Origin of the sequence: Halorubrum tropicale (assembly GCF_001280455.1) — an archaeon.
In the GTDB taxonomy this organism is placed as follows: domain Archaea; phylum Halobacteriota; class Halobacteria; order Halobacteriales; family Haloferacaceae; genus Halorubrum; species Halorubrum tropicale.
Genome location: NZ_LIST01000003.1, coordinates 86,089 through 100,835 on the forward strand (window position 1 = coordinate 86,089; position 14,747 = coordinate 100,835).

Below are 14,747 nucleotides of genomic sequence, written 5' to 3' on the forward strand. Positions count from 1 at the left end.
GGTGGGTGTGGTGCGGAAGCACGTATGACGGAGGCGTCGGAGCTCGTTGGCGCCGTCGAGCGCCGGCTCGACTTCCTCGAACGGCTCGCCGCGGAGCCGCTGCGCAAACACGAGCTCGTCGACGCGCTCGGCCACTCCCGGTCGACGGTGAACCGGGCGATAGACGAGCTCGAGGCGGCCGGGCTCGTCGCGAGCGAGACCGACGGCTATCGGACGACGCTGTCCGGCCGCCTCCTCGCCACCGAGTACCGCGAGTTCCTGACGGCCGCCGACGACCTCGCGGCCGCGGGCGACGTGCTGGACCCGCTCGGCGCGGACGTCGACGTCGACCCCGCGGTCCTCCGCGAGGCGGAGACGTACCGGGCCGCGGCCCCGGACCCCTACCGGCCGCTGGAGGTGCTCGACGGAGCGCTCGCCGACGCGGACGCGGTCGCGGCCGCGCTGCCCGCGTTCCCCTACCCGCGGGTCGCGGAGCGGCTCCGGCGCACGGCCGCGGGCGGCGGGACCGTCGACCTGGCGCTCGCGGACCGGGCGTACCGACACGCCGCCGAGCGCTTCGCGGACGACCTCGGCGCCGTCGCGCGGCGGGAGGGGTCCCGCGTCGCCGCGGTCGACGCCGTCGACGCGGGGGTGGTCGCGGCCGACGGGACCGCGCTGCTTCTCACCTTCGACGACGGCGGGACGCTCCACGGGGCGGCGGCGTCGACCGAGCCGGAGGCCGTCGAGTGGGCGGAACGGAAGGTGCGGGGACTGATCGACCGCGGGCACGACACGGGCGACGCGCTCGCGGCGATGGACGACGCCGAGACGGGCGAGACCGGGCGCGACGCGCGCGGTAGCGACCGATCCGAGGGGGAGGCCGGCGACTCGTCGGCGGGCGGCGACCCCGACGCGACCGACGGCCGGGAGCGATCCGCCGGGGCGGACGAGAAGACAGGGCACACCGGCGGTCGGCTCTTCGGGGGGATCGGGTCCGACGACACCGGGCGGAGCCCGCTCTCGGCGCAGGGGTTCCACGCGGTCGACGAGGACCGGCTCTCCGGCGAGCCGGACCCGTACGGACCGCTCCGCGCGACGGCGTCGTTCCCGGAGGTCGACGCGGGGTACGTCCTCGACAGGACCGCGGTGCGCGACGGCGAGCGGCGGTCGATCGCCGGGCTGCTCGTCGACGGGCTCACTGAGGGCACCGACCACGCGCTCGTCGGCCCGCCGGGCAGCGGCAAGAGCACGGTGTGCCGGAGCGTCGCGGTCGAGTGGTACCGGTCGGGACGCGGTCCGGTGACGTACCGGCCGAGCGACGGCGGCGACCCGTTCGCCGCGACGGAGCGGCTCCGCGAGCGCGTGACCGCGGGGGACGGCCACCACCTCGTGGTCGTCGAGGACGCGGTCGACCCCGGGGCCGCGGAGGCGGTCGGTCTCGCCCGCGAACTGGCCGACCGCGACGACGTGTCCTTCCTGTTCGACGCCCGCGAGGAGCCGTACGACGACCCCGACGGGCTCCCGCTGTCCCCGGCCGACCTGCGCTACCGCCGGGAGATGGCGACCGTGCGGATGCCCCGGCTCGACGCGCGCGAGGTGGAGCGGTTCGTCGCCCACGTCGCCGACTGTACCGGGTCGGCGCCGGTGGCCGACCCGAACGCGCTGCTCGACGACGTGCGGCGCGCGGACGACGAGCGCGTCGGGGAGCTGCTCGCGCTCGTCCACCGCCTCGTCCGCGCGAGCGGCGAGGGCGCGACCGGGTCGGTCGCCGGCGCCGACCCGGGGGAGAGCGCGGCCGGCGCCTCGGGAGAACGCGAGACAAGCGACGGAACGGCCGGACGCAGCGGAGACGCCGGCCCCGAGTCCGGACTGGAGGTGGCGGTCGCGGAGGCGGTCCGGGAGGTCCGGAACCGGCCGCCGCCGACGGCGGACGTGGCGGCGCTCGTGAACCTCCTCAACGTCGCCGGCGTGGGCGACGTCGGGACCCTGGCGTACGCGCTCGTCGACGGGCCGGCGGGGAGTTCGGGAGGCGACCCCGAGGGGGGCGACGGCGACCCGTCGCCGACCGTCGACGGGGTGCGGCGCGCGCTCGACCGCCTCGTCGGGACCGCCCTCGTCTGCTCCGGGGACGAGGGGTACCGCGCGGTCCACGACGAGTGGTCGGTGCTGTTCCTGGAGCGGCTCGTCGAGCGGGAGCCGGCGCCGATCGTCGCCAGGCGCGTGGGGCGGGCCGTATCGCGGGTGCTCGCGCTCGCGGACGACCCGACGCGGCGCGCCCGCGTCCGGCGCGCCGTTGGCGGCGACGCGCCGACGGTCGATCGGATCGAGCGCGACCCGGGCGCGTGGGCGGCGGAGACCGTCCGGGCGGTGTACGGCGTGGGCCGTCGCTACCCCCGGCTCGCGCCGCTGTACGGGCGCGTTCGCTACGCCTGGATCGACCTCCCGGACGCGTGCCCGGACGGCCTGCGCGACCGGCCGCCGGAGTGGGTGGCCCGGATGTACGTCGACGCCGGCGACCTCGACGGGGCGACGGCGGCGCTCGACGCGTGGCGGCCCGCCGACGAGGCGGGCGCCGCCGAGCGCCAGCGCGGGTACGGCGACGTGGCGCGGCGGCGCGGCGAGTACGACGCGGCGCGCGAGCGGTACGAGCGGGCCGAGGAGCTGTTCGGGGCCGCGGGCGACCGCGGCGGGCTCGCGGCGGCCGTCCGCGGTCGCGCCCAGGCGGCGCACTTCGACGGGGACTTCGAGGAGGCCTACGAGGCGGCCTCGCGGGCGTACGCCATCGCCGTCGAGGTCGGCGACCCCATCGCGGAGGCGAAGGCGCTGATGGACGTCGGCAACGCGCTCGACGGGCTCGACGGGACCGACGCCGTCCTCGCCCACTACCGGGTGGCCGGCGACCTGTTCCGCGCCTACGACGACACGCACGGGGCGGCGAACGTGCGCGCGAACCAGGCGGTGGCGCTGCGCCGTCGCGGCGACCTCGACGCGGCCGAGCGGACGGCGCGGCGCTCGCTCGACGGCTACCGGACGGTCGGCGACGAACACCGCGAGGCCATTTCGCTTTTGAACCTCGCGGCGGTCGCCGAGCAGCGCGGCGCCGTCGGCGAGGCGGTAGCCCGCGCGGCGGAGGCGCGGGCCATCGCCGAGCGGGTCGGCTCGGAGCTGTACGAGGCGTTCGCGCTGAGCCACCTCGGCAGCGCGGCCCACGTCGCCGGCGACCTCGACCGGGCGGAGCGGTACCTCACCGACGCGTTGGACCGCCTCGACGCGCTCGGCGCCGACACGCGCTGCGCGATGGTGACCGCCATCTTGGCGGAGGTCGCCATCGACCGCGGCGACCTCGGCGCGGCCGAGCGGCGGGTCGACCGGACCGCGTCGCTGCTCGACGACCACGCGGGGCACAAGCGGCTGGCGGAGTTAGACCGGGTCCGGGGCCGGCTGGCGCTGGCTCGGGGGGACGGCGACGCCGCGGCGGCCGCGCTGGAGTCCGCCGTGGAGTCGGCCCGCGCCGGCGGGTTCACGCAGGTCGAGGCGCAGGCGCTCGCGACGCTGGGCGCCGCGGCGGCCCGGCGCGGGGACGGCGAGGCGGCGGCGTCCCGGCTGACCGCGGCGCTCGACCTCGGCCACCGGATCGAGGCGGTTCGGGCGGTCGTCGCGGCCGCCGACGAGCTGGCCGGTCTCCTCGGCGAGAGTCCCGGCGGCCCGACCGCGACGGACCGCGAGGCGGTGGCCGAGGCGCTGCGGGAGTCGCCGCCCGAGGCGGTCCCGGCCGAGTCGGCCGCCGACCCGGCGGCGTACCGGGCGCTCGCCGACCGCTGGCGCGTCGACGGCGACGGCGCCGCGACGTACCCGCCGCTCGGGTGAGTCGCGAGCGGTGTCGCAACCGCTTTGGGCGCGCGCGGAGAACCGCGGCCATGACCGACGCCGACACGCTCGCGGACCTGCGGACGGCGGCAGACTACCAGTTCGGGGCCGGCGCGGGCGACGCGCTGTTCCCGCCGGGCGACCCGCTCACCGTGCGCCGGTCGAGCGGCGGCCGCCCGCGACAGGTGATCGACGGCGACGTCGACGACACGCCCGGCAGCAGCGAGGGCGACCGGCTCGTCTCGTACGGCACCGACGGCCGGTTCACGCTCGGGCTCGCGGGCGGGAGAAGAATCCACAGGGCGTTCGCACCGCCCCGACACCGGATGGTCGTCGGCGAGGAGAGCGAGCCGTTCGTGCGCGAGGGGCGCAACGCGTTCGCGAAGTTCGTCACCGCGGCCGACGGCGGGATCCGGCCGGGCGACGAGGTGCTCGTCGTCGACGAGTCCGACGCGATATTCGGTGTCGGGCGCGCCGAGCTCTCCGGCGCGGAGGCCGAACAACTCGGCTCGGGCGTCGCCGTGAAGACGCGCGACGGGAACCCCGCAGACGGCGGATAGCGAATTTTTTGCGGTGGCGCGTGCCCGCGAGCGGCCGACGCGAAGCGGAGGCCGCGAGGCGGCACGCGCGAGGGACGCGGTGAGCGCTCGGAGAGCGCGAACCGCGAGGCTGGGGAGGTGTGAGGTGCGGTTGCGGTCGGGCGGGACTCGAAGGGGCAGCCGCGAGGCGACCAGAGGCGACGTAAGCACCGCAGAAGCGAGCAACGCGAGCGACGAGGAGCGCAGCGAGCGTCTGGTCGCCTCGCGGCTGGGGCTTCGGGGGTGTTCGTGTCGGTCGGTGGTCCGTGGACGAACTCATCGTGCGCCGAATTGACTTATAAGAATCCCGCCAGTCCGAGCGCCTCGATCAGCGGGACCCCGGCGACGACCGAGCCGATCAGGTAGCCGCCGATGGCGCCGCCGTTCAGGAGGGGAAGCCCCGCGTGCGGCCGCCCCTGTATCACCCACCGCATGAGGACGAGCAGCCCCGCGAGGGTCCCGACCATCGCCAGCAGCGAGGGGAGGTTGACGCCGAGGAGCGGGACCGCGAGGTCCCTCGCCGGCGAGAACGTCGCCGCGCTCGCGATCAGCACCGTCGGGATGACGGCGTCGCCGAGGCCGATGAAGAACGCGTCGCGGTCACCGGTGTCGGCGGGGTCGGCGGCCACGTCCTCGGCGTCATTCGCGTCCGCGACGGCGTCGTCGGCGTCCGCGTCGGAGCCCGTCGTCTCGCCGCCTTCCGCGTCCGACGCCGACTCGTCGCCGACCCCCGCGGCCTCGTCGCTGGCCGACCCGTCGTCGAGCAGCGAGTACGACAGCGACAGCGGGATCACCAGCACGACGGGGATGTTCAGGTCCATCACGCCCTCCGCGAGCGACAACATGTGTTCGGTGCCGTACACGGAGACCGCGTCGTAAACGGCGAGGACGGCGAGCAGGATCAGCGCGGGCAGGAGGCCGAAGGAGATGCCGAACAGCCCGGCGGCGCCGGCGCCCATCAACACACCGGCGGTGTCGATGACGTACCACTCGGGGTGGACGAGCAGGCCGACCGCGACCGCGACCGCCGGGACGGCGGCCGCGAGCGGCGGGACGAGCGCGGAGAACACGTACCACGAGAGCCACGCCGACACGCCGACGATCAGCAGCCGGATCGCCCCGTCGAAGTCGTACCGGAACGCCGCCAGCATCAGTCCGGTCATCACGACGATGGCCGCGACGTACACCACGCTGTTCACGGGGTTGTCCGGGTTCTCGACCGCCTGGTACCCGCTCTCGGCGAACTCGGGGACGAGCGCCAGCGCGCCCACCTGGACGATCAGGAACAGCCCGACGACGAAGGCGACGCCGCGGTACTCGCGGGGGAACATTCGACCGCCGGTTCGTCGGCCGAGGGTTTCGTCCTTGCGCTTCGGCCGCGCGCGGCGGCGACGGCGGTCACTGTTCGAGGAGCGGAGCGGGGCGCGAACAGAAGCGGGTTCGGGCTCGGTGTGGGAGCGGGTGGACCCGAACCCAAGCCGACGGACGACGGACGGTGGAAGCGAGTGGCCGACCGGCCCGCCCGGAACGGGATGGGGCCTGTCGGATTCGTCCGCGGCGTTTACTTTCTATCCCGAGCGACCTAAGAACCTACCGCCCGAGTTATCAGGAGAGATACTCGGAGTGTGAAAGAGACAAAACCGGACGGAACGAAGACGACGTTGGCCGTCGAGGGAACGAGGGAAAGGGGTGGGAGAGGTGGGAGGCGGGCGAAAGGCGAAGCGGCGGCGAGAGGCGGCGGGCGACGGCCGGACAGCGGACCCCCAGGCTGTCGTCGGCGTCGCCGCCCGGGCGGTCGGGACGGGCGCGCGGATCGATTAACGCCGAATTCCAACGAGAAAAGCGTCGGTCTTCGGCAGAAGGCGCTATGTCCCTCAGGTGTATAAATGTGTGAGATCCGGAACGGCGCGATCCGGCGAGACGGGATCCGGGCACGTGGGATCCGGCGAGGCGGGGTTGAGGCACACCGGATCCGACGCCCCACGCGAGGCACGCGCGGGTCGGCTCACCGGCGGTCGCGCAGCGCCGGGAACTCCTCGCGGACCGCCGCGACCCGGTCGGGGTCCACCGTCGCGGTCACGACGCCCGGTTCGTCGCCGACCGACGCGAGCGCGGTCCCCCAGGGGTCGTACACCGCGCTCCGGCCGCAGAGCGCGTCGTCGCCGAACCGCCCGCTCCCGTTGACCGCGGCGACGTACGCGAGGTTCTCGATGGCCCGCGCGCGGCCGAGCGTCCGCCAGTGTTCGATCCGCGGGTAGGGCCACGCGCTCGGCACCAGCACGCACTCGACGCCCCGATCGACCATCCCGCGGAACTGCTCCGGGAATCGGAGGTCGTAGCAGGTCGTCACCCCGATCGTGACGCCCCCGAGGTCGACCACGGGTGCCCGCTCGCCGGGGACCATCCGGTCCGTCTCCTCGGAGCCGTACCCGAAGAGGTGGCGCTTCCGGTAGACGAGGCGCCGTTCGCCGTCGGCGTCGAACAGCACCGCGGCGTTTGCGAGCCCGGACTCGGCCGGCACGTCGAGGCCGTCCGCGGCCGACGCGGACAGGTCCTCGACGACCGTGCCGGCCAGCACCGCCACGTCGTGGTCGTCGGCCGCGGCCGCGAACCGGGCGAGCCGGTCGCCGGCGAGGCTCTCCGCGGCCCGGCCGTACGCGTCGAACGCGAAGTAGCCCACGTCGAACAGCTCGGGGAGCACGACGAGGTCAGCTCCCTCGTCGGCGGCCGCCCGCACCCGGTCGAGCGCCCGGTCGACGTTCGCCGCGACCGCGCCGCCCTCGACCGCCAGTTGGACGCCGGCGAGCCTCATGCCGGCGAGGCGAGCGAAGCGCGGAGCGCGTCCTCCAAGTTGTCCAACTCGGCGTCGAAGTTCCGCTTGAAGAAGGACTCGACGCCGGGGAGCTTCCCGTCGACGACGAACTCGTTGGCGAGCCGGCAGCCGCCGTCGGTCTCGGTGATCTCGTGTTCGCCGGTGACGCGGAAGGCCCGCGACTTCCCGACGAACTTCACTCGGTTCGGGGGGTCGCGGGCGATGTCCTTCGTCTCGACGTCGATCGTCGAGCGGATCATCGGGATGGGGAGCGCGACGTGCCAGGTCGCGCTGCCGTCGTCGTGTACCTCGAAGGAGTCGACCACGCTGATGGCGCCCGCGCGCTGCTCCGCGTCCGAGATGAACGCCCACACGTCGGCCGGCGGCGCGTCGAACTCGAACGTCCGGGAGACTCGAACGGTCATACGTACTCGTTTGGGACTACGGGGGTTAAAAATGCGCGTCGACGGTGTCGGGTGCGGGGGACGCGGTCGCCCGACGACCTCAACCCTCCGGGGTCACGCGCCAGGTGGTCGACTTCGCACGGCCCCACTTCTCGATGTCTACGTCCTCCGACTTCTCGGCGAGCCGCGGGAGCCGGGAGCCCACCTGCTTCGCGGTGAGGCCGATCGCGTCGGCGATCGTCTTCGAGCGAACGTACCGCTCACCACGGGTGACGCTGTCCGTGAGGTACGCGAGGATCCGCTGTTCCTCCTCGGTGTACTCGCTCATTACCAGACCTACGCGTCTGACGTCCTTAACGGTTTCTCGTCTTTCGCGGTCGGCCGACCGGTCCGGGGCGCGGACCGGTCAGTCGAACAGCTGGACCGCGCCGACGGCGAGCGTCGCGAAGAGGAACGCGCCCGCGAACCCCCACGCTTTCCCGAGCTGACCCGGGTACGCTGCCATCACGACGGCGCCGACGACCGCGATGGCGCCGAGCGCGAGCGCGACGCCGACCTCCTTGTCCGACTCGATGGAACCCTCGCTCATACGAATCGCTTCGCGGGGGACCACTTAGTTCATGCGAACCGCGCGACACGCGTCGGGGAGACGGAAGGGAAGACTGCGGGCCGGACGCCGCGATCAGATGATCTCGACGTGGTCCGACGCCTCGTTGAGCGCGAGGTTCGCCGCGATCTCGGCGTTTCGCATGGCGTACTCCGCGGTGTGCTGGAGGCTGACGAGCACCTCCCGGGTCATGAGCAGCGTCTCGTTGTCCAGGTCGTTCGGGAGCTCGTCGAGAATCTCCTGTTCGCGGTCCTCCAACCGCGAGAACAGGTCGCGGCACTCGACCGTGAGGTCGTAGTCGCGCTCGACGACCGCCCGGACCGCGAGCGCCGTCAGCTCGTCAACCTGGTCGGTGAACTCGCGGATCTGCCGCATCGTCGCGCTGTCGACGTCGAGGGTATGCCCGTCCGCCTCCATCACGATCTCGGCGATGTCCTCCGCGTTGTCGGCGGTGAGTTCGAGGTTCTTCGCCACGGAGCGGTAGCCGATCAGCGGGAACCCCTCTTCGAGGCCCACCGCACGCGCGAGGTTGGGGTTTTGATAGGCGGTGAAGATGAGCCGGAGCAGGAGGACGAATATCTTGTTCGCCTGCCGCTCGCGGTTGAGCGCGCGTTGCGCGAGGTCGGGGTTGCCGTGGGCGAGCGCCTTCACGCCCTCGCCGCGCATCGTCGACCCCGTGTTCTCCAGGCGTTCGAGCAGGTTGTCGAGGGTGAAGTCCTCTGGGTCGACCGAACAGCGGATCGAGATGTCCTCCGGGGTCTCCTCGATGACGCCGAGCCCCATCAGCTGGGTCTCGGCCTTGTACACCGCGTTGATGTGCTCGCTGTCGAGCGCCCCCTCGCTGCGGACGTGGATCACGCGCCGCCCCAACACGTACTGTGCGACGATGGCGCGTTCGAGCGAGCGCGCGTCGAGCCCGTCGGCGTTGATCACCGCCTCCGACTCCTCGGTGCTCACCGACTCGGGAAGCACCGTGAGCGTCCCTTTCCCGCCCATCCGCAGCGACACCTCGTCGCCCTTGTTCACGCCGTGTTCCTGCGCCCACTCGGCCGGGAGAGTCATCGCCAGCGTCGACGGCCCCAGCCGCTGGACCTTCCGCGTTTCCATGCCCGACCGTACCGCCGGATAGACCTTAACCTTGTTCCCATGTTCATTATACGCCGAGCCGAATATACAAGGGATACTTGGCGCACCGCGGTGGGAGGTCGGACGCCGCCGCCGCGACGACGAGGCGGATCGAGGCCGAGATCGGATTCACGACGGATGGTCGGAGCGGGGACCGATCCGCGCGCTTATGTCGGTCAGGGTGAGAGAACGGGTATGACCGAGCGGGTACTCGTCGTCGACGACTCCTCCTTCCAGCGGACCGTCGTTCGGGACGCGCTGGCGGAGCGGTTCGAGGTCGTCGACGAGGCGGAGAACGGCGCAGAGGCGGTCGAACTCTTCGAGGCGTACGAGCCGGACGCGGTGTCGATGGACGTCGTGATGCCGGAGATGACCGGGATCGAGGCCACGGCGGCCATCAAGGACCGCTGGCCCGACGCGGTGATCGTGATGTGTACGAGCGTCGACCAGCAGGAGAAGATGATGGAGGCGGTGAAGGCGGGCGCCGACGGCTACGTGACGAAGCCCGTCGACGCCGAGGAGCTGGTCGGCGAGTTCGAGAGCCACCTCGGGTAGCGGCGCTCGGGAACCGACGCGGGATCAGGCGGGATCGAACGAGCGGAGGATCGACGCGAGCGCGCTCGCCAGCTCCTCGAACCGGTCCATCTCCATCGAGTCGGTCGTCACCCACACGCCGTGGTCGTTGGCGATGACGCGCGTGAGGTATCCGTTCTCGAACACGCGGACCGTGAACTGGTAGTCGCCGAGCTGGGTGTTGGCGTACATCGACTGCGCGTGGAACCCCTGACGCTCGTTCTCGGCGAAGCCGACCAGGTCGGCGGTCCGGCTCAGGTCGCTGCGGAGGTACAGCTGGTCGACGTCCTCTTCCGTGAAGTACGTCAGGCTCCGCAGCTCGTCTCCCGTCGCGGTGCGGGCGGCGCTGAGCAGTTCCTCTGCGCGTTGGTCCGGTGGGTGGGGCATACACTCACGATCAATGTTCACATACATGAGCGTGTGGGTGGCCGCAGCCCCGGCCGGCGACCGGGAGGGACAGAGTTTACCGACTCCCCCGTGATCGCTCGTCTGATGAGCGACCACGACGACGTCTGCGTCCTGCTGCCGACGATGAACGAGGCCGAGACGGTCGCACGCGTCGTCAAGGACTTCCGGGACGCCGGCTTCGAGAACCTCCTCGTGATCGACGGCGGCTCGACCGACGGGACGCAGCCGATCGCCCGCGAGGCCGGCGCGCGCGTCGTGGAGCAGTCGGGGCGCGGCAAGGGGCAGGCGGTCAGGGAGGCGGTCAGGGACCACGTCCGGGCGCCGTACGTCCTGATGGCGGACGCGGACGCCACCTACGACGCGAGCGACGCGGCGGCGATGCTCGATCCCCTGCGCGACGGCGAGGCCGACCACGTCATCGGGAACCGGTTCGCGGACATGCGCCCGGGCGCGATGACCCGGCTCAACCGGATCGGAAACCGCCTCATCAACCTCGCGTTCCGGGCGATCCACCGCGAGAGCTACCGCGACATCCTCTCCGGGTACCGCGCGTTCACCCGCGAGTCGTTCCTGCGGCTCCACCTCACCGCCGACGGGTTCGGTATCGAGACGGAGATGGCCGTCGAATGCGTGAAGAACCGCGTCCCGGTCGCCGTGGTCCCGATCACGTACCGGGAGCGGCCCGGCGGCTCCGCGACGAACCTCCACCCGGTCCGGGACGGCGGCGTGATCTTCCTGGAGCTGTACCGGAAGGCGAAGACGAACAACCCGCTGTTCTACTTCGGAAGCGCCGGCGCGGCCGCGACCGCGGCGGGGCTGGCGATGGGCGCGTTCGTCCTCTACCGGTACCTCGCGTTCGGGATCAGCCACGAGATCGTCGCAGTCGGCGCGGTCGGCGCGACGATCCTCGGGATCCAGCTGCTCGTGTTCGGCGTCCTCGCCGACATGATTCACTCCCTCCACCGCGAGCAGATCGCGCGGTACGAGCGGGCGGCCGGCGACGGATCGACGGGGAGGTCGTCGGCCGACGGCGGCGACGGCCGAGCGATCGGAACGGAGGAGGTCGCCGCCTCGGGCCGCACGAACGAAGGGCGGGACGCCGGAACCGACAACGTTGCCGGTCAGGACGGTCGCGGCGACTGAAGGGCGTGCGCGAGGCCGGTCTGACCGGGACCGTGCGAAGTGGAACACGGCCTCGCCGGAACTCCCGGAGCCTGCTCCGGGAGGCGTCCGGAGATTATTCCGGAGACGCCGACTCCGCGTCCGAGGTCACTGAGCGGTTAGTTGGGGTAAATTTCGCGACGTAGATTGTTTCAAACTGCCACAGCCGTGTTGAAACGGACCCCGACAGACCGGTTTTCCCGCCCGGATACGCCGATTATCGAAACGGATGTAAGGTGATCGTCCCCGACAACTGTCCCGAAGTCTGAAGTTTTTTATACACACGCTCGTATCGGATTGTATGCCACGGCGAAACATTGAGGATCGTGATGATTCTCGGCATATCAGCCGGCGACAATGGCTCTCCGCGCTCGGTATGGCCGGCGCAGTGACGCTCGCCGGTTGTTCCGGAAACGGCGAAACCAACTCCGACAGCGGCTCCGGTTCGGATGATATCAGTCAGGAAGAAATATACGCGACGGCCGCGGCATCCTCCTTCTCAACACTCAACCCGATATACAACGACGAAAACGGCGCCGGGAATGCGATCGCCCGCGCCCTTGACTTAGGGTACACGTTTGACGAGGAGAACGAGTACGTTCCACTCCTCTATGACATGTCCACCGAGGACGGCGAGGTGTGGACGTTCAAGATTCGTGAGGGACTCGAATTCAGCGATCCGTACGGTGAAGTGACCGCGAGTGACTTTGTCTACCTCATCCAAGAGGTTCATCAGAGCACCTGGGCCAGTTCGGTCGCGTCAGCGAGTTGGGACGGGGTCACAGTCGAAGAGACCGGCGAATACGAGTTCCAGGCCACGCTGAACACGCCACAGCTCCTCTGGCCCGAGAGTTTTGACCCCCAGCTGTACCCGATTCCGCAGGGCCTCCTTGAGCCGTACGTCGAGGAGGAGGACGCAGAAGGGCTTCGACAGGACGAGGAACTGCTAGAACTCCAGTTCTCAGGGAATCTCGGTCCGTACGTCCTTGACGAGTGGCAGCGGGACGGCGGGACCCGCTACAGCCGAAACGACGACTACTACCTCCAAGATGCGGACGATCTCCCGGACGTGTTCAACGAAGCCCCGTACTTCGAGAAGGCCGAAATCCGTGTGATCGGTGAGCAAGCCTCGCGACTCGGTGCGCTGGAGACCGGGGAGGTCGACACGGCGTCGATCCCGCCGAACCAGGTCAAGTCGTATCAGAACAATGACGAAATATACGTCAACCAGATCCCGCAGCCGTACAACGAGAAGATATCGGTCAACATGCGGGACAACGGTTGGACGACCGGGCCGGGGAACATGTTCCGGCACGTGCCGTTCCGACAGGCGATGGCCGCTGCGATCGACAAGCAGGGGCTTATTGAAGGCGTGTTCCGCGACTTCGCGGAGACGCACTTCACCTGGCAGCCGAGGTTCAGTAACTTCTATCCGCCCGAGAGCGACATCCCTCAGTTCGGCGTCGGTGATAGCTACGGGAGCGAAGTGGCCCGCGGGCTGGCAGAGGACGCGTTCGAGCAGTCCGAGTACGACTACCGGTTCGACGGTGAGACGATGGTCGACCCCGACGGGAACCAGGTCCAGCTTAGCCTCTACCACAGCGCCGGACAGAACACCGAGCAACTAATGGCCGACTTCATCGCACAGGAGCTCGGTGAGAACCTCGGCATAAGCGTGAACGTTGAGGCGATCGACGGGACCAGATTCAACAACGAGTACTGGACTCAGACCGACTTCCCCACTCCGGAGACGAACGATGACGGCGAGGTCGTCAGCGTGCCGGAGGAGCTCGTCGACACGGTGAACGGCGAGAGAGTAGAGTGGACTCAACCTGCCTCCACCAACCCCGGCCCGCGCAACATCACGTCGAACGAGTCGTGGGACATGGAAGTCGTGTTCGGCCTGAACACGTACCCGCGGAATCCGCTTGCAAACAGCGTCTTCTTCGAGGGCGCGAATCCGCTCTACAACCCTGTCGGTTACTACCCGGGATTCGACGCGGAGCAGCTGTTCGAGAACGCGCGGCAGGCGACGTCCGAGGAGGAGCTGGCGAACGCGCTCGTGGAACTGTTCGCCAACCTCGCGGAGGAGCAGCCGTACATCATGCTCGCGTTCCCCGACAGCACGGTCGGATACCGTGAGGGGCTCGAAGGTCCCATCGAGAACTTCTCCAACGGCTGGAACCTCCCGGCGTGGAGATACGAGGGGTAGAGCGGCTCACCTTCACCACACGTTTCTCACGATATCAACATGGGATTTGGAAGGTACGTTACCGCTCGTGTCCTCTGGGCAGGAGTCGTATCGCTCATCATCACTACGATCACGTTTCTGCTCCTGTCGGCCGCGCCGAACCCGGACGTACAGCGGGCCGCAACGCAGGCGGCTCTACAGGGAGGCGACCCAGCGGAGGCCGTAGAGCGGGCCAGGGAGCTCCGAGGGCTCGACGAACCGCTCTACGTCAGGTACTTCGACTTCATTCAGGGCGTGTACACCCTCGACTGGGGATGGTCGAGCAGTCGGAGTCAGCCGGTCATCGAGGCGGTCGGGAACGCGCTGTACTACACCGCGCAGTACTCGATTCCGTGGACGATCCTCACGGTCATCCTCGGGCCCCTCGTGGGCGTGTACTCCGCCGCAAACATGTACAGTTGGCGGGACCACGCGGCGACCGGGTTCGCCTTCTTCGGTTACGCCATCCCGAATTTCTTCTTCGGCATCATCCTTCTACTGGTCTTCGGTGTGTGGCTAGAGGTGATTCCGATTGTGTACAACACGGATGTTTCGGTCTTCAGCGTCGAAAACGCGGTTCAACTGGCGATTCCGGTGTTCGTATTGGTGACCGGTTCGATCGGCGCGGTCATGCGCGTCTCTCGGAACGAGTCGGCCGAGTTCCAGAACGCGGACTTCATGAAGACGGCGAAGGCCAAGGGGATGTCACCGCTTCGCGCGTACGCGTACCACGTCATGCGGCCGACGCTCGTCCCCCTCTCGACGACGCTCGTCGGACAGCTCCTCGCGCTGTTCCTCGGGTCGTCGCTGCTCGTCGAGGTCGTGTTCGGAATACCCGGACTCGGCCGGCTCACCTTCGAAGCACTGCTCTCACAGGACACGAACCTTGTGCTGGGAACGACGCTGTTCTTCACGTTCGTCGCCGTCGTGGGGAACCTTATCGAGGACCTCGTGTTTACCGTGCTTGACCCGCGTATCAGCTACGATGATAGGTAACTCAACA

General features: G+C 70.0%; 13 protein-coding genes. 6 read left to right on the forward strand and 7 right to left on the reverse strand.

Translation table 11 applies throughout. From position 1 onward, the window contains the following. The first annotated feature begins 24 nt into the window (after positions 1-24). Both AMR74_RS08200 and AMR74_RS08205 read left to right on the forward strand, forming a co-directional pair. The gene (locus AMR74_RS08200; RefSeq protein ID WP_053771585.1) at positions 25-3,846 is read left to right on the forward strand and encodes a transcriptional regulator FilR1 domain-containing protein; all 3,822 of its coding nucleotides are present in this window, start codon (positions 25-27) and stop codon (positions 3,844-3,846) included. Between the two features lie 50 nt (positions 3,847-3,896). After that, entirely contained in the window at positions 3,897-4,406 is a 510-nt protein-coding gene (locus AMR74_RS08205) for a PUA domain-containing protein (protein ID WP_053771586.1), read from the forward strand. A gap of 314 nt (positions 4,407-4,720) precedes the next feature. On the opposite strand, the gene AMR74_RS08210 is transcribed toward AMR74_RS08205, so the two are convergent. The 6 genes from AMR74_RS08210 to AMR74_RS08235 all read right to left on the reverse strand — a co-directional run bounded on the left by AMR74_RS08210 (position 4,721) and on the right by AMR74_RS08235 (position 9,354). Beyond that, positions 4,721-5,755 (reverse strand): presenilin family intramembrane aspartyl protease PSH, encoded by a 1,035-nt coding sequence (locus tag AMR74_RS08210; RefSeq protein WP_053771587.1) that lies wholly within the window; start codon positions 5,753-5,755, stop codon positions 4,721-4,723. A 674-nt stretch (positions 5,756-6,429) separates the two neighbouring features. Beyond that, the gene (locus AMR74_RS08215; RefSeq protein WP_053771588.1) at positions 6,430-7,236 is read right to left on the reverse strand and encodes a nitrilase-related carbon-nitrogen hydrolase; all 807 of its coding nucleotides are present in this window, start codon (positions 7,234-7,236) and stop codon (positions 6,430-6,432) included. Beyond that, the gene (locus AMR74_RS08220) at positions 7,233-7,661 is read right to left on the reverse strand and encodes a CoxG family protein (RefSeq protein WP_053771589.1); all 429 of its coding nucleotides are present in this window, start codon (positions 7,659-7,661) and stop codon (positions 7,233-7,235) included. Before AMR74_RS08220 ends, AMR74_RS08215 begins: the two co-directional genes overlap by 4 nt. Positions 7,662-7,740: 79 nt before the next feature. Further along, entirely contained in the window at positions 7,741-7,968 is a 228-nt protein-coding gene (locus AMR74_RS08225; RefSeq protein WP_053771590.1) for a DUF7123 family protein, read from the reverse strand. Positions 7,969-8,046: 78 nt separating this feature from the next. Then, positions 8,047-8,229, reverse strand: a complete 183-nt coding sequence (locus AMR74_RS08230) for a DUF7525 family protein (RefSeq protein WP_053771591.1) — start codon at positions 8,227-8,229, stop codon at positions 8,047-8,049. Positions 8,230-8,322: 93 nt separating this feature from the next. Continuing rightward, positions 8,323-9,354, reverse strand: coding sequence for a phosphate signaling complex PhoU family protein (locus AMR74_RS08235; protein WP_053771592.1), 1,032 nt, complete (start codon positions 9,352-9,354; stop codon positions 8,323-8,325). Between the two features lie 213 nt (positions 9,355-9,567). Between AMR74_RS08235 and AMR74_RS08240 the strand changes: the two genes are divergently transcribed. Beyond that, the gene (locus tag AMR74_RS08240; RefSeq protein ID WP_053771593.1) at positions 9,568-9,927 is read left to right on the forward strand and encodes a response regulator; all 360 of its coding nucleotides are present in this window, start codon (positions 9,568-9,570) and stop codon (positions 9,925-9,927) included. Between the two features lie 24 nt (positions 9,928-9,951). On the opposite strand, the gene AMR74_RS08245 is transcribed toward AMR74_RS08240, so the two are convergent. Beyond that, positions 9,952-10,332 (reverse strand): DUF7522 family protein, encoded by a 381-nt coding sequence (locus tag AMR74_RS08245; protein ID WP_053771594.1) that lies wholly within the window; start codon positions 10,330-10,332, stop codon positions 9,952-9,954. A gap of 105 nt (positions 10,333-10,437) precedes the next feature. On the opposite strand from AMR74_RS08245, the gene aglJ reads away from it, so the two are divergent. From aglJ to AMR74_RS08260, 3 genes are all read left to right on the forward strand, one after another. After that, positions 10,438-11,496, forward strand: a complete 1,059-nt coding sequence (aglJ, locus tag AMR74_RS08250) for an S-layer glycoprotein N-glycosyltransferase AglJ (RefSeq protein WP_053771595.1) — start codon at positions 10,438-10,440, stop codon at positions 11,494-11,496. A 319-nt stretch (positions 11,497-11,815) separates the two neighbouring features. After that, on the forward strand, positions 11,816-13,726 hold the full coding sequence (locus tag AMR74_RS08255; RefSeq protein WP_053771596.1) for an ABC transporter substrate-binding protein: 1,911 nt from the start codon (positions 11,816-11,818) through the stop codon (positions 13,724-13,726). Between the two features lie 39 nt (positions 13,727-13,765). Continuing rightward, positions 13,766-14,740 carry an ABC transporter permease gene (locus AMR74_RS08260; RefSeq protein ID WP_053771597.1) on the forward strand — a complete coding sequence of 325 codons (975 nt, stop codon included), beginning with the start codon at positions 13,766-13,768 and terminating at the stop codon, positions 14,738-14,740. Positions 14,741-14,747: the final 7 nt, after the last annotated feature.

Bases quoted from the DNA above. Each gene is read 5' to 3' on its own strand.
- AMR74_RS08200 (WP_053771585.1), top strand. From the start codon at position 25: ATGACGGAGGCGTCGGAGCTCGTTGGCGCCGTCGAGCGCCGGCTCGAC.
- AMR74_RS08205 (WP_053771586.1), top strand. From the start codon at position 3,897: ATGACCGACGCCGACACGCTCGCGGACCTGCGGACGGCGGCAGACTAC.
- AMR74_RS08210 (WP_053771587.1), bottom strand. From the start codon at position 5,755: ATGTTCCCCCGCGAGTACCGCGGCGTCGCCTTCGTCGTCGGGCTGTTC.
- AMR74_RS08215 (WP_053771588.1), bottom strand. From the start codon at position 7,236: ATGAGGCTCGCCGGCGTCCAACTGGCGGTCGAGGGCGGCGCGGTCGCG.
- AMR74_RS08220 (WP_053771589.1), bottom strand. From the start codon at position 7,661: ATGACCGTTCGAGTCTCCCGGACGTTCGAGTTCGACGCGCCGCCGGCC.
- AMR74_RS08225 (WP_053771590.1), bottom strand. From the start codon at position 7,968: ATGAGCGAGTACACCGAGGAGGAACAGCGGATCCTCGCGTACCTCACG.
- AMR74_RS08230 (WP_053771591.1), bottom strand. From the start codon at position 8,229: ATGAGCGAGGGTTCCATCGAGTCGGACAAGGAGGTCGGCGTCGCGCTC.
- AMR74_RS08235 (WP_053771592.1), bottom strand. From the start codon at position 9,354: ATGGAAACGCGGAAGGTCCAGCGGCTGGGGCCGTCGACGCTGGCGATG.
- AMR74_RS08240 (WP_053771593.1), top strand. From the start codon at position 9,568: ATGACCGAGCGGGTACTCGTCGTCGACGACTCCTCCTTCCAGCGGACC.
- AMR74_RS08245 (WP_053771594.1), bottom strand. From the start codon at position 10,332: ATGCCCCACCCACCGGACCAACGCGCAGAGGAACTGCTCAGCGCCGCC.
- aglJ (WP_053771595.1), top strand. From the start codon at position 10,438: ATGAGCGACCACGACGACGTCTGCGTCCTGCTGCCGACGATGAACGAG.
- AMR74_RS08255 (WP_053771596.1), top strand. From the start codon at position 11,816: ATGCCACGGCGAAACATTGAGGATCGTGATGATTCTCGGCATATCAGC.
- AMR74_RS08260 (WP_053771597.1), top strand. From the start codon at position 13,766: ATGGGATTTGGAAGGTACGTTACCGCTCGTGTCCTCTGGGCAGGAGTC.